Source organism: Streptomyces sp. NPDC051907, assembly GCF_040681075.1.
In the GTDB taxonomy this organism is placed as follows: Bacteria; Actinomycetota; Actinomycetes; order Streptomycetales; family Streptomycetaceae; genus Streptomyces.
In genome coordinates this window covers 34275-47938 of sequence record NZ_JBFAYB010000016.1, presented here as the reverse complement: position 1 = coordinate 47938, position 13664 = coordinate 34275, and the positions used below count along the sequence as shown (strand labels likewise).

Below are 13664 nucleotides of genomic sequence, written 5' to 3'. Positions count from 1 at the left end.
CTCACGGCGGGCTGGGCGGGCTGGGCGGACATGGCGGGCTCCCCTGGAAATGTGTCTCCGGTGTCGTCCAGGCAACTCTCCGACCTCAAGCCAACTTGAGGTCAAGCCTCGTCGAGAGAAGCGCCAGACTCGTCGCCTCCAGAGCGCTGTTGAACGACACCTCCGAGAGCAGACCCGGAGCGGCGACCTGGTCGCCCGCCAGATAGACCCCGTCGCCTCGGTCGATCGCGGGCCGGTCCCGCCACGTCGTCCCCGGCAGGTCGACCGCGCCCGTACGGCCCTGGGCGAGGGCCTCGCGCCGCCAGACCGTGCGTTCGCGCCAGCCGGGGAAGCCGAGGTCGAGCAGCGCCTCGGCGTGGGCGACGCCGTCCGCCTTGGACTGGCCGGGGGCGACCGGCAGCTGCCCCTGGAGGAGCTGCTGCCCGGCCGGGGCGAGCGAGGGGTCCTGGGCGGTGAACCGCTCCAGCCACCCCGGGGCGTCCAGGTCCGAGACCACGAACGGGTCGCCCTTGCGGGTGCGCAGCGCCAGGTCGACCAGCGTCGTACGGCCGCTCTCCCAGCGCAGCGTGTCGTCGCCGAGGAGGCGGCGGGCCGCGTCGAGGGAGGTCGCCACGATCACCGGGCCGTCCCGCTCGGGCAGCGCGTCGAGACGGGACTCGGTCTCGATCCGTACGCCCAGATCCCAGGCGTGCGCGGCCATCCGGTCGATGACCTGGCCCCAGCCGCCGCGGACGTAGTGGGCCTCGGGCGGGAGGGCGGTCGCGCGCCGCAGCCGCTCCTGGACGAAGGCGGCGGAGAGCGAGCCGGGGTCGTGGTGGAAGAGGGCGACGCCCATGTAGTGCGCGGCGGCGCGGGCGCCCTCCTCGCCGACCTGGGCGCTCGCCCAGGTGTGGAAGTCGACGTCCACCGGGGTCTGTTCCGCCCTGCGGCGGGAGAGCCTGAGCAGGCCGAGCGGCGGGGTCCTGCGCAGCGCGCCGCCGCGGCGGAAGCGGAGGCGGGCGGCTTCGAGCGGGGGGAGGGGAGCGAGCGGGCCGAGCAGGCCGCGCTGCTTGAGCCAGGTCCAGTGGGGGCCGCCGGAGTAGAGGGCGTGGGGGCCTTCGTTGGTCCTGTACGGGCCCTCGCCGGTGCGCGCCCGGCCGCCGAGCGTCTGGTGGGCTTCGTGCAGGCACACCCGCGCGCCGGCCTCGGCGGCGGTGATGGCCGCGGTGAGTCCGGCGAGACCGCCGCCGATGACGGTGAGCTGGCGCATGGTCGTCTCTCCCTTGAGTGGCTCTGATGGGCTCTCAGGGGTGGGACGGAGCGGGGGCCCTGTTCTGTGACATCGGATCCCGGGGGCCGGCTCCGGGCCTCGGCGGACGGCTATCCGCGCCTGCCTCGGTGGACGGCTATCCGCGGCGGCCGCGGCGGCGGGCGGGCATGCGCGGGAAGCGGGCCTGGAGGTCCCAGACGATCGGGTTGTCGGCGAGGCCCTCGTGCATGTCGGTGAGGTCGGCGATCAGGTCGTGCAGGAAGTCACGGACCTCGCGGCGCAGTGCGTCGTGGCCGAACGTGAGCGGCGGCTCGTCGCCGGGCATCCAGTCGGCCTCCACGTCCACCCAGCCGAACCGCCGCTCGAAGAGCATCCGGTCCGAGGACTCGGTGAAGTCCAGCTCGGCGTACTGCGGCTTGGACGCCCTGCTGCCGAGGGGGTCGCGGTCGAGCTGCTCGACGATGTCGCACAGGGCCCAGGCGAAGTCGAGGACGGGCACCCATCCCCAGGCTGTGGAGACCTCGCGGTCCTCCTTGGTGTCGGCGAGATAGACGTCGCCGCAGAAGAGGTCGTGGCGCAGGGCGTGGGCGTCCGCGCGCCGGTAGTCGGTCTGCGGAGGGTCGGGAAAGCGGCGGGAGAGGGAGTAGCCGATGTCGAGCACGGTTCGATGGTGTCATGCGCGCCGCCGCGTCCCGTACGCGCCGATGTCAGGCGCGGATCCGCCGCCCGTAGGCGCGGGCGACGACGGCCAGCAAGGGGCCGGTCGCGAGCAGCGGGGCGTAGAGGATGTTCACCACGAGGTGCCCGGCGGCGGACATGTTCGGGTCCGGCTCGACGAAGAAGGCGAGCACCAGCTGGCTCAGGCAGAAGAGGGTGACCAGCGCCGACAGGGCCCAGGCGGTCGCGGCGACGGCTCGCGGGCGGGGCAGCCGTACGCGCTCGCTGACCAGCAGCAGGGGGAGGAGGGCCGCGCACTCCTGGAGGACGGCGAGCCCGACGACGTACGCGATGCCCCAGCCGGGGATGCCGTACACCTCGCGCAGCACCTCGTCGCTGTAGCCGACGGGCAGCCCGGCGGCCATGACGAGCCGCCACAGGCCGGAGGGGACGGCGCACAGGGCGATGGCGTGGGCGGCGCGGCGGGCGGCGGAGGTGGTGGGGGCGGTGGGGGCGGTCTCGGCGGCGGCGCGAGCGGTGGTCGTCGTCATGCCGTACAGACTCGCCGTGGACGGGGCGCCGTGGCTTCGTCCCGTACGGCAGACCCTCTCAGCCGCGCGGGGGAGAGGGCGGGGTTGGCAGGCGTACGTCCCAGAGCCTCGGGTCAGACCCCTCGCGGCCGGAGCCGCTCGCCAGACTCCGCACCGCCGGAGACGAATGGTTCACGCGTTCGAGTGAAGAAGTTGGGTCCGCGGCTCGGTGCGCGGCATACGCTGGCAGTGTCGCACTGCGCGAAGGAGGTCTGCCGTGGCGCTGCCTGTGCCCGACTACGGGGCCGAGAGCGACGTGTTCGAGCACAAGAACCCGGCGATGTCGGTGGAAGAGGCCTTCGACGTATTCAGTGCGGCTGCTCCCGACGGGTGGCGCGTGGAATTGATCGAAGGGGAGATCCACGTGACGCCTCCGGCCAACGGTGAGCACGAAGAGATCGTTTCTGAGCTCAGCGGGCAGGTGCGCGACCACCGCAAGGATCTGGCTCGATACACGGGAATCGGACTCTTCGTGCCAGGGGCATCCATCACCGGCAAGATCGTGCCGGATCTGGTGGTGGCGCGGAAGGGCAGTTTCGCGGACCGGCAGGAGTATCACGACCCGTCTCCCGTGTTGCTGGTCGCCGAAGTGACATCGGATTCGACTGCCGGGAATGACCGTGTCAAGAAGATCCGCGGCTATGCACGAGCCGGAATCCCGTTGTACCTGCTTGTCGACCGGGAGTCGGGACAGGCTGTCCTCTGTTCCTCGCCTGCGGGAGAGGACTACGAGCAGAAGACGGCGTACAAGCTGTCCAAGATCGTTCCACTGCCCGACCCTCTCGGATTCGATCTCGACACCGGCGAGTTCTGAGTCGGCGCTCGCTCACGGCAGGAGCCGCTGCTCCTTCGCCACCGAGACCGCGCCCGCCCTCGTGTCCACGCCCAGCTTCGCGTAGATGCGGCCCAGGTGCGTCTTCACCGTCGCCTCGCTGATGAACAGCGCCCGGGCGATCTCGCGGTTGCCCAGGCCGCGCGCCAGCTGGCCCAGGATGTCCTGCTCCCGCTCGGTCAGGGGCGGGCGGGACGCCCCGCGCATCCGGTCCATCACACGGCCGGCCACCGGCGGCGAGAGCGTCGTACGGCCCTGCGCCGCCGCGTGGATCGCCGCGAACAGCTCCTCCGGGCGCTCCGCCTTCAGCAGGTAGCCCGTCGCGCCCGCCTCGATGGCGCGGGTGACGTCCGCGTCCGTGTCGTACGTCGTCAGGACCAGGACGTGGACGTCGGCGTCCGGGACGGCGGCGATGCGACGCGTGGCCTCCGCCCCGTCGATGCCGGGCCCCAGCTGAAGGTCCATCAGCACCACGTCCGGCTTCAGCTTTGCGGCCATCGCGACCGCCTCCTCGCCGCTGCCTGCCTCGCCCACCACGTCGATGTCCGGCTCGCTGCCGAGGAGGGCGAGCAGCCCGGCGCGTACGACCGCGTGGTCGTCGCAGAGCAGGATCCGTACCGCCGTCATGCGTGCTCCAAGGGGATCGCGGCGGACAGCACCGTGCCCTCGCCGGGTGTGGACTCGACGGTGAGCGTGCCGCCGAGCTGGCGTACGCGCGCCCGCATCGCGGGCAGTCCGTGTCCCCGGACGCCGGGGCGCTCCCGGCCCGGCTCGAAGCCGCGGCCGTCGTCCGCGACGTCGAGGACGACCTGGTCGTCGAGGTACGTCAGCGTCAGCCCGGCCGCGCTCGCCGCCGCGTGCTCGCGCACGTTCGCCAGCGCGCCCTGGGCGATGCGCAGCAGCGCGGACTGCACCCGCAGGGGCAGCGGGACCGCCGTGCCGTCGACCCGGAAGCCCGCCGACTCCCGCGCGGCCAGCGCCCGCAGCGCCTCCGCCAGGCCGCCGCCCTCCGCCAGCTCGGCCGGGGCCAGGTCGTGTACGAAGCGTCTCGCCTCGGCGAGGCTGCGCTCGGCGATCGACTCGGCCGTACGGACATGGCCGCGGGCGGCGGCCGGGTCGCTGTCCCAGGTGCGCTCCGCCGCCTGGAGCAGCATCTGCTGGCTGGACAGGTTCTGGGCGAGGGTGTCGTGGATCTCCATGGAGAGCCGCTGGCGCTCGGCGAGGGCGCCTTCGCGGCGTTCGGTGGCGGCCAGTTCGCGGCGGGTGCGGATCAGGTCGTCGACCAGCGCCTGGAGGCGGTCGGACTGCCGGCGCATATAGATGAAGACGGCGGTGGCGAGCACCGCGACGGTCGGCGGCACCAGGAACAGGTTGGGCTCGACGCCCTCCGCGAGCCGCCACTCCGCGATCATCACGAGCGCGCAGAGCACGGCGACCAGCGCGACGGCGGCGCGGGTGGGCAGGGACCGCAGACCGGTGTAGATCAGCGGTACGGCCACCCAGGCGAAGCTCGGCGCGAGCAGGACGAGCACCACCCAGACCGCTACGACCGCGCCGAGGTGGAGCAGGCCGCGGCGGCCCGGGCGCTGGGCGCCGAGCCGGCGGCCGGCGAGCTGGAGCACGGCGAGCACGACGCTCAGCGCGACGACCCAGGGGAGCCGGGGGCTCTCCGGGTGCTTGAGGAGGTAGCGGATGAGGGAGCCGGCGAGGAGGGCGAGGAAGGCGGTGTTCATGACGGTCAGCAGCCATCGGGCGTCGGCGTACCGGCCGGTCGCGCCCGAGGGGTGCGCACGCGTCGGCGAGACCGCGGGGGGTGCCGGGAGGGCGGGGGACGGCGGCGAGACCGCGGGGGACGCCGGGGGCGCGGCGCCCGACCACGGCCCCGACGACGACCCCGACGGCCCCGACGGCCCTGATGCCGACTCCGGCGACTGCGGCGGCCGCTCCGATGGCGCGGCGGACGGCTCCGAGGGCGCTGTGTGCGTCGACGGCTCCCTCGGCGTCATCGGGTCCGCCGGCTCCCTCGGCGTCATCGGGTCCGCCGGCTCCCTCGGGTCCGCCGGCTTCCTCGGGCCCGTGGGGCCCGTAGGGCGGCTCGACGGCTCCGGCGCGGACGGTGGGTGCGACATCGGGTGGCTCTTCTCGGGTGGCTCTTCTCCTGCGGGGCTGCTCCGCGGCCGCGGGCAGACTCCTGCGGCCTGGGCAGGGCTTTTCTCCGCGCTGCGCCTTCCTCCTGCGCTGCGCCTCCTCCTGCATCGTGACCCGGCGGGACCACGCCCGCATCAACCGATCGGCTGACCCGGCCGTCGTCCATCATGCCCGCGCACGGCAGCCGGTCCGTGGACCGTACGGGCCCGCAGGCGGCCGGAGGATCGAACGCAGAGCCTCTCAGCCACCTCGAAGGAGCCCACCGTGAAGAAGATCCTGATCGGCGCGACCGCTGCCGCCGCCCTCGCCGCCGGCACGTTCGGCGCCGTCTCCGCGAACGCCTCCGCGCCCGCCGCCGAGACGAAGACCGCGACCGTCGCCGACACCGCGAACCGCAACCTCCAGCAGTCCACGCACCTCACCGTGGACGCCGCGACGAAGGCCGCGCAGGCGACCCTCGACGCCGCCGAGAAGGCGAACCAGCGGATCACGGTCGCCGTGGTGGACCGCAACGGCAACACCGTCGTCGTCCTGCGCGGCGACGGCGCGGGCCCGCAGTCGTACGAGTCGGCCGAGCGCAAGGCGTTCACGGCGGCCTCCTGGAACGCCCCGACCTCCGAGCTGGTCAAGCGCCTGGAGCAGGCCCCGAACCTGAAGGACATCCCCGGCACCCTCTTCCTCGGCGGCGGCGTCCCGGTCCAGTCGAAGGGCGCCCCGATCGCGGGCATCGGCGTCGCGGGCGCGCCGAGCGGCGACCTGGACGAGCAGTTCGCGAAGGCGGGCGTGGCCGCGCTCTCCCGCTGATCCGCGGTCCTGACCGGAGGCTGATCCGCGGCCGACCTGGAGGCTGATCCGCGGCCGAACCGGAGGCCGCCCCGCCCCTCACCAGCGAGGGCCGGGCACCCCCTCCCCGGGCCCCCAGCACGCAGCGCCAGCGCCCCAGCACCGCAGCGCCAGCGCCCAAGCACCGCAGGCCCGGCCCCCGCCCGCCCCCGCATAGGATCACTGTGTGGACCAGCGAGCTCTCGTACGCGCCGTCGCCCCCGCCCTCGCCCTGCTGCTCCTCGTGAGCTCGGCGGGGTGCACGGGCGGGGGCGCGGGCGTCGAAGGCGAGCCCGGGGCCGCCGGCCTGCGCGACCCGTACTTCCGCAAGCTCGGCAACGGCGGCTACGACGTCGAGCACTACGACCTGACCCTCGACTACGAGCCCCGCACCGGCCGCCTCACCGGCTCCGCGGAGATCACCGCCCGCGCCACTCAGGATCTGAGCGCGTTCAACCTCGATCTGCACGGGCTGACCGTCGACGGCGTACAGGTCGAGGGCCGCGAGGCCGCCGCCAACCGGGCCGGCGACGAGCTGACCGTCCGCCCCCGCCGCGACCTCGACAAGGGCGAGACCTTCCGTACCGTCGTCCGCTACTCCGGCGTCCCCCGCACCGTCGTCGACGCGGACCGCTCCAAGGAGGGCTGGCTGGCGACCGAGGAAGGAGCGCTGGCCGTCGGCGAGCCGACCGGCTCGATGAGCTGGTTCCCCGGCAACCACCACCCCTCCGACAAGGCGACGTACGACATCGCGGTCACCGTCCCCAAGCCGCTCAAGGCCGTCTCCAACGGCGAGTTGGAGAGCGAGCGCGCCGACGGCGGCCGCACGTCCTTCGTCTGGACGTCGAAGGAGCCCATGGCCAGCTACCTGGCCACGCTCGCCATCGGGCCGTACGACGTGAAGTCCACCCGGACCGCCTCCGGCCTGCCCGTCGTCAACGCCGTCGACCCGGAGCTCGCCGACGACAGCAAGGCGCTGCTGGGCCGCGTCCCCGAGGTCGTGAAGTGGGGGACGGAGAACTTCGGTCCGTACCCCTTCTCCGCCGCCGGCGCGATCGTCGTGCCGGACGGCGACGTCGGCTACGCCCTGGAGACGCAGACCAGGCCGGTCTTCCCGCAGGGGCAGTTCGACCTCCCGACGCTGGTGCACGAGATCGCGCACCAGTGGTACGGCGACTCCGTGTCGCCCGCGAGCTGGCGGGACATGTGGCTCAACGAGGGCTTCGCCACCTACGCGGAGTGGCTCTGGGCCGAGGACTTCGACGACATGCCGGCGCAGGAGAGCTTCGACGAGGCGTTCGCCGACGAGGCCAACTGGGAGTTTCCGCCCGCGGCGCCGCCCTCGGCCGCGGACATCTCCAGCGCGCCGGTGTACGGGCGGGGCGCGATGGTGCTGCACAAGATCCGGCAGGCGGTCGGCGACGACGTCTTCCGGGAGATCCTGCGGGGCTGGCCGGCCGAGCACCGGTACGGGAACGCCTCGACCGCCGACTTCACCGAGTACGTAGAGGAGAAGTCGGGCGAGGATCTGAGCGAGGTGTGGGACGTCTGGCTGTACGGGGACGAGAGGCCGGACACGCCCTGACCCCCTCACCCCTGCTTCGCCCCCCTGCTGGACGCGACGAGGCCCCGGCCTCCGCGTCGCGGCGGCCGGGGCCTCGTCACAGCGAGAGCTCACAGCGAGAGCTCACAGCGAGAGCTCACAGCGAGAGCTCACAGCGAGAGCTGCGGCTACAGGAGCCGCACGGCTCAGAGGTTGACGCCGAAGTCCCGGGCGATGCCCTCCAGGCCCGAGGCGTAACCCTGGCCGACGGCGCGGAACTTCCACTCCGCGCCGTTGCGGTAGAGCTCGCCGAAGACCATGGCGGTCTCGACGGCGGCGTCCTCGCTCAGGTCGTAGCGCGCGATCTCGGCGCCGCCGGCCTGGTTGATGATGCGGATGTAGGCGTTCCGCACCTGGCCGAAGTTCTGGCTGCGGCTGACGGCGTCGTAGATCGAGACCGGGAAGACGATCTTGTCGACGTCGGCGGGCAGACCGGCGAGGTTGACGTTGATCTGCTCGTCGTCGCCGCCGCCCTCGCCGGTGCGGTTGTCACCGGTGTGGACGATGGTCTGGTCCGGCGTCGCCTTGTTGTTGAAGAAGACGAAGTGGGCGTCCGAGGCGACCTTGCCGCCGGGGTTCACGCCGATCGCCGAGGCGTCGAGGTCGAAGTCGGTGCCGGTGGTGGTGCGGACGTCCCAGCCGAGGCCGACCGTGACGGCGGTCAGGCCCGGTGCCTCCTTGGTGAGCGAGACGTTGCCGCCCTTGGACAGGCTTACTGCCATTGGGAAGTCCCCTTCGTGTTCGAGTGTGCGGGCTTCGAGCGCTCCTGAAGCTACCGTCAATCGTCATAACGCCGGCAGGGGACCGCGAGGTTCCATACGGAAGCCGCGAATGAAAAGAGGGTGACGCGAAGGTCGGGGGCACGGGACCATGGAGGCATGTCCGGCCCCTATCTCATCCGCGGCTCGGTCTCCCTCCCGGAGCCCGAGCTCAACTGGCGTTTCTCCCGTTCGTCCGGGCCCGGCGGCCAGCACGTCAACACCTCCGACTCGAAGGTGGAGCTCCGCTTCGACCTCGCGCGGACGGAGTCGCTGCCTCCGGTCTGGAAGGAGCGTGCGCTGGAGCGGCTGGCGAGCCGGCTGGTGGACGGGGTGATCACCGTACGGGCCTCGGAGCACCGCTCCCAGTGGCGCAACCGCGAGACGGCGGCGATCCGGCTGGCGGCGCTGCTGGCGGAGGCGACGGCCCCGCCGCCGAGGCCGCGGCGCCCGACGAGGATCCCGCGGGGGATCAACGAGCGCCGGCTGCGGGAGAAGAAGCAGCGCTCGGAGACGAAGCGCGGCCGTTCGTCTCGCGACTGGTAGTCCCGGCAGCGCACCGGGCCAGCCCGCGGTCGGCCAGCCGAGAGCGCCCTCCCGGTCCCGTCACGTCGGTCGCCTCCTGGGCGCAGCCCTCGTCGGCCAACCCCATCGGCACGTCCCATCACGCCCCATCGGCACGTCCCGTGCCTCAGCCCCGTGCCGCACCCCTCGTCGGCCCCAGCGGCCTCACGACAGAGCCGCTCGCCCAGTCGGCCGAGCACTGCGGGCGCCGCCGCATGCTGCTCGTAGGACGTCGCGCCGGCCCGCCCGCCGGGCCGTTCGGACACCGGCTCGGCACCCCCGCTCACCGCCTCGGCGTCCTCCGCCGGGCCGCCCGCCCTGACGCTCGGGGACCCCGTTTCGCCCCCCGCCCCCCTCAGCCCAAGTGCCGGTACTTCCCCCGGAAGTACAGCAGCGGTCCCGTGTCCCCGCTCGGCAGCCCGACCGTGAGCACGCGGGCGATCACCAGGGTGTGGTCCCCCGCCGCCACCCGCTGCTCCGTTCGGCACTCCAGCGTGGCCAGCGCTCCGTCGACCAGCAGCGCCCCGCTCGTCTCGCCCCGTCGGCTGGGGACGTCCGCGAAGAGCAGCCGGTCGCTCACCCGGCCCTTCATTGCGAAGCGGCCCGCGATCTGACGCTGGCTCTCCGCGAGCACCGACACGCCCCACAGCGGCTGTTCGGCGAGCAGGTCGTCCATGCGGGAGCCGTTGCGCAGGCTCACCAGCACCAGCGGCGGGTCCAGGGAGACCGACATGAAGGCCGTCGCCGTCATGCCGACGTCCTCGCCGCGCGGGCCGTCCTCGGCGTCGTGCGCGGTCACCAGCACCACGCCCGCCGCCAGCCGGGACATGGCGGTGCGGAACTCCTCGTTGCTCACCCCCTCAGCATGCGGGATGAGATCAGGGCCGGGTGAAGGGGTCGTCTGCAACACACGAGGAACGCTAGTCTCGGCCGTCCGCCCGGGGCATCGGACCAGGGGACCAGCCTGGTCCTAGGACCGTCGGCGGCGGACGGAGCTGGTCCGGAATTTTGATGTGTATTCAACAAATCTATGGAGCGCTCCCACAGGGATCGGGCAACTCTCCACCCTCTGATGTGACTTGAGTCACAGAGCCTAGTAATTGTTGACCCTGTGTACCGAGTGGGCAGCTCGCTGTGATTCAGTGGCCGTGATACCGCACCAAGAATGCCGATGAGAACCCTGGAGTTGCTGTCGAGGTCTCGGGGAGAGCGAGCATGGAGACCGAGTCGGAGCCCTACGTCCGTCTTGCGACCCTGCGGCAGCTGCATCAGGTCGTCGCCGAGCTCAACACCGCCCGGAGCCTGGCCGACACTCTGCAGACCGTCGCCGACGGAGTCGTGGCCGGACTCGGCTATGAGCTGGCCTGCGTCAACCTCGTGCGCCCCGACGGCGACCTCGTCGTCGCCGCCTTCGCCGGCAGCGCCGCCGCCGAGGCCCTGATCACCGGCCGCGTCGGCTCCCGCCCCTCCTGGGAGCGCAGGCTCTCCATGGGCGAGGCCTGGGGCGAGCTCCGCTTCATCCCGCACACCGAGGGCTGGGTCCTGATAGAGGACGACGTCCCCCAGTGGCACACCGAGGGCCCCGACCCCCGCTTCGACGACGAGTGGCACCCGCAGGACCGTCTCTACGCGCCCATGTACGCCTCCGGCGGCGGGCGCGAGCTGCTCGGCGTGATCTCCGTGGACCGCCCGCGCAACGGCCGCCGCCCAGGACCCTGGGGCCAGGAGGCCCTTCAGATGTACGCCTCCCAGGCGGCCATCGCCATCAGCAACGCCCGGCTGCGCGCCAACATGCAGCGCGCCCTGGTCCGGCTCGAGCGCGAGCAGCAGGCCCTGCGCGCCAGCGAGGAGTCCTTCCGGCAGGCCTTCGAGTACGCCCCCAGCGGCATGGCCATCGCCGAGATGGGCGGCGACCAGCACGGGCGGCTGCTGCGCACCAACGACGCGCTGTGCCGGCTGCTCGGCCGCCCCGCCTCCGCGATGCGCCGCTACTCCTTCGCCGACCTGGTCCACCCCGAGGACGTCGGCACGCTGCTGCGCACGTCCGCCGAGGGCGGGCGCGCCGAGCTGCGCCTGGGCCGCCGCGACGGGACGTATCTATGGGTCTCGCTGCGCAACTCCGTCGTCGCCGACACCGCCGACGGCCCCCGCTTCCTGCTCACCCACGTCGAGGACATCGAGGAGCGCAAGCGCCACGAGCTCCAGCTCGCGCACCGCGCCTCGCACGACTCGCTCACCGGGCTGCCCAACAGCGCCGAGCTGCGCGCCCGGCTCAGCGCCCGGCTGTGCGAGCGCCCGGTCTCGGCGCGCACGACCGCCGCGGCCTACGGCTCCTTCGATCCGTACGAGAGTTACGACACGTACGACAGCGCGGAGTCCGCCGACGGCGAGCACGCCTTCCGCAGTGACGGATTCGACAGTGCGCCGGCCGGTCCCTTCGACCACGTCCACACCGTGGCCCCCGACACAGACGTCGACGACGGCGCCAAGGGGCTTGCCGTCCTCTTCTGCGACCTCGACGGATTCAAGTCGATCAACGACCGGTTCGGTCACCAGACCGGCGACGCCGTGCTGGTCGAGGTCGCGCGCCGCCTCACCACGGGGGTGCGCGAGGGCGACACGGTCGCCCGGCTGGGCGGCGACGAGTTCGTCGTCCTCGCCGACGGCCTGGGCGCGGCCGACGCCGCCGACCTGGCCGTACGCCTGCGGAACGCGATCATCCTGCCCATCCGGGTGGGCGGTCGCGGGGTACGGGTCGGGGCGAGCTTCGGCATCGGCTGGGCCAGTTGCGGGATGTCCGTCGAGGAGGTCCTGCAATCCGCCGACCAGCGGATGTACATCGAGAAGCGTTCGCGGGCCAAGGTGCACCGCAGGGCAGGCTGAGGCCGGAGCCGCCTGTTTGGCTACTCCGAACCGGGTAGGCTCGCCCGCGTCGGCGATGTGCTGACGACATGGTGAGGAGTGACTAGGGATGACGGCCGCGAACAACGGCGCGAGCACGCCCGAGGACGACGACCCGTTCGGCTACCTGTACGCGGACGGTCAGGCAGCGGGCGCGACTCCGCCTGGGCAGGGTCGCGGCTACGGCTACCCCGGTCCGGCGGCGCAGCCGGGCGTCCCCAGAACCTCGTACAACCAGGTGCGCACGGTCGGCGAGCGCCAGTACGGCCAGCAGGTGCCGCAGCAGCAGGCGTACGGCCAGCAGGGCTACGGCCAGCCCGGCGCGCAGCAGCCCACCGCGCACTACGCGGCCCCCGAGACCTACCCCGGCGGCGCGCCGACCCGTCAGACCCCGCAGCCCGGCGGCCACGGCAGCGGCGGCGGCGGGCGCAGCGGCGGCCCCAACACCAAGGGCCTGCTCATCGGCGCCATCGCGGTCGTCGCGGTCGTCGTCATCGGCATCGGCGCGGCCCTGATGACCAGCGACGACAAGGACAAGAAGGCCAGCGAGCCGGGCTCGTCCGGCGGCCCGACCGCGGCGGACACCGTGAAGCCGAGCTCCGAGCCGTCCGCCTCGAAGGAGCCCCCGAAGGACCTGCCGGCGCAGGACGCGGCGACGCTCCAGCTGGGCGGCCCTGCGAGGCTGGCCACCGACGTCAAGGGCGCGAAGGGCGCTGACGGCGCGTATGTGTCGTTCAACGGCGTCGGCGGTTCGGCGAGCTGGTCGGTGGACGTGCCCGCGGGCGGCGAGTACACGATGTTCATCACGTACGGCGTGCCGGGCAAGGACGCCAAGACGACGCTGACCATCAACGGCGGCACTCCTCGCGCGATCAACATGTCGAACTTCGCCAGGGCGAAGGAGGGCGACTGGGAGAAGGGCTGGACCCGCACCTACGCCTATGTGAACCTCAAGCCCGGCAAGAACGACCTGAAGATTTCCTGCGAGCAGGGCGACCAGTGCGAGGCGTTCCTCGACCAGGTGTCGCTGAAGCCGGGCCAGGTCAAGAGCTGACCGAGCCCCTGTCGGGTCAGCTCCGGCAGGGTCGGCCCGACCAGCAGCCGGGCAGGGGCGGCGCGGGCGGCCTGGACAGCCCGGCCAGGTGGCACAGAGGGCCTGTGAGCCCGACCACCAGCCCGGCGCGGGCGCCCTGACTCGGGCGGCCTGAATCCGTCAGGCGCCGGCCGGCTGGCCGAGCGTCTTCAAGAACTCCGTCACCGTCCCGGTCATCGCCTCGCGAGCCGGGGCGAGGTATTTCCGGGGGTCCACGGTCGTGCCGTCGGCCTCCAGGCGGCGACGCCGTGCGATCCGGCCGCGGCGGCCGAGACGAGTTCACCGGTGGAGACGAGGGGCATGGTCCAGCTCACTTCCCGGGCGGGCGCGCCCGATCGTGGGGATCTCGGGCCTTGTCCGCCGGGTCGGCTGGGCGCGGCGGCTCGGCTGGGCTCGCCGGGGGCACCGGGGGCGTCGGACTCAGGCCGCGGCCGCTCGTCCGCATGC

General features: G+C 72.8%; 14 protein-coding genes. 7 read left to right on the top strand and 7 right to left on the bottom strand.

What is annotated here, in order from left to right:
* Positions 1-85: 85 nt before the first annotated feature.
* The 3 genes from AB0M39_RS12415 to AB0M39_RS12405 all read right to left on the bottom strand — a co-directional run bounded on the left by AB0M39_RS12415 (position 86) and on the right by AB0M39_RS12405 (position 2457).
* A complete protein-coding gene (locus AB0M39_RS12415; protein WP_365363099.1) occupies positions 86-1249 on the bottom strand; it encodes an NAD(P)-binding protein in 1164 nt (387 codons plus the stop codon).
* A gap of 136 nt (positions 1250-1385) precedes the next feature.
* Positions 1386-1910, bottom strand: a complete 525-nt coding sequence (locus AB0M39_RS12410; RefSeq protein ID WP_365363097.1) for a hypothetical protein — start codon at positions 1908-1910, stop codon at positions 1386-1388.
* A gap of 46 nt (positions 1911-1956) precedes the next feature.
* Entirely contained in the window at positions 1957-2457 is a 501-nt protein-coding gene (locus AB0M39_RS12405; RefSeq protein WP_365363095.1) for a hypothetical protein, read from the bottom strand.
* A 319-nt stretch (positions 2458-2776) separates the two neighbouring features.
* Here AB0M39_RS12405 and AB0M39_RS12400 point away from each other — a divergent pair, with 319 nt between their 5' ends.
* The gene (locus tag AB0M39_RS12400) at positions 2777-3310 is read left to right on the top strand and encodes a Uma2 family endonuclease (protein WP_365363222.1); all 534 of its coding nucleotides are present in this window, start codon (positions 2777-2779) and stop codon (positions 3308-3310) included.
* A 12-nt stretch (positions 3311-3322) separates the two neighbouring features.
* On the opposite strand, the gene AB0M39_RS12395 is transcribed toward AB0M39_RS12400, so the two are convergent.
* Complete coding sequence (locus tag AB0M39_RS12395; RefSeq protein ID WP_365363093.1) at positions 3323-3955, bottom strand: response regulator transcription factor; 633 nt, start codon at positions 3953-3955, stop codon at positions 3323-3325.
* The gene (locus tag AB0M39_RS12390) at positions 3952-5061 is read right to left on the bottom strand and encodes a sensor histidine kinase (RefSeq protein ID WP_365363091.1); all 1110 of its coding nucleotides are present in this window, start codon (positions 5059-5061) and stop codon (positions 3952-3954) included. The genes AB0M39_RS12395 and AB0M39_RS12390 overlap by 4 nt, the downstream gene beginning before the upstream one ends.
* Between AB0M39_RS12390 and AB0M39_RS12385 the strand changes: the two genes are divergently transcribed.
* The 3 genes from AB0M39_RS12385 (at position 5060) to AB0M39_RS12375 (ending at position 7883) form a co-directional block, all read left to right on the top strand.
* A complete protein-coding gene (locus AB0M39_RS12385; protein WP_365363089.1) occupies positions 5060-5626 on the top strand; it encodes a hypothetical protein in 567 nt (188 codons plus the stop codon). The two genes, AB0M39_RS12390 and AB0M39_RS12385, sit on opposite strands and share 2 nt — an antisense overlap.
* Positions 5627-5740: 114 nt before the next feature.
* The gene (locus tag AB0M39_RS12380) at positions 5741-6280 is read left to right on the top strand and encodes a heme-binding protein (protein ID WP_365363087.1); all 540 of its coding nucleotides are present in this window, start codon (positions 5741-5743) and stop codon (positions 6278-6280) included.
* Positions 6281-6485: 205 nt separating this feature from the next.
* Complete coding sequence (locus tag AB0M39_RS12375) at positions 6486-7883, top strand: M1 family metallopeptidase (RefSeq protein ID WP_365363085.1); 1398 nt, start codon at positions 6486-6488, stop codon at positions 7881-7883.
* Between the two features lie 164 nt (positions 7884-8047).
* On the opposite strand, the gene AB0M39_RS12370 is transcribed toward AB0M39_RS12375, so the two are convergent.
* Positions 8048-8623, bottom strand: coding sequence for a TerD family protein (locus AB0M39_RS12370; protein ID WP_365363083.1), 576 nt, complete (start codon positions 8621-8623; stop codon positions 8048-8050).
* A 156-nt stretch (positions 8624-8779) separates the two neighbouring features.
* Between AB0M39_RS12370 and arfB the strand changes: the two genes are divergently transcribed.
* On the top strand, positions 8780-9205 hold the full coding sequence (gene arfB / locus AB0M39_RS12365; RefSeq protein ID WP_365363081.1) for an alternative ribosome rescue aminoacyl-tRNA hydrolase ArfB: 426 nt from the start codon (positions 8780-8782) through the stop codon (positions 9203-9205).
* Between the two features lie 373 nt (positions 9206-9578).
* On the opposite strand, the gene AB0M39_RS12360 is transcribed toward arfB, so the two are convergent.
* The gene (locus AB0M39_RS12360; protein WP_365363079.1) at positions 9579-10133 is read right to left on the bottom strand and encodes a flavin reductase family protein; all 555 of its coding nucleotides are present in this window, start codon (positions 10131-10133) and stop codon (positions 9579-9581) included.
* Between the two features lie 305 nt (positions 10134-10438).
* Here AB0M39_RS12360 and cdgB point away from each other — a divergent pair, with 305 nt between their 5' ends.
* Together cdgB and AB0M39_RS12350 are read left to right on the top strand one after the other, a co-directional pair.
* On the top strand, positions 10439-12106 hold the full coding sequence (gene cdgB, locus AB0M39_RS12355) for a diguanylate cyclase CdgB (protein WP_365363077.1): 1668 nt from the start codon (positions 10439-10441) through the stop codon (positions 12104-12106).
* Positions 12107-12194: 88 nt separating this feature from the next.
* Positions 12195-13178, top strand: coding sequence for a CBM35 domain-containing protein (locus tag AB0M39_RS12350; protein WP_365363075.1), 984 nt, complete (start codon positions 12195-12197; stop codon positions 13176-13178).
* Positions 13179-13664 lie beyond the last annotated feature (486 nt).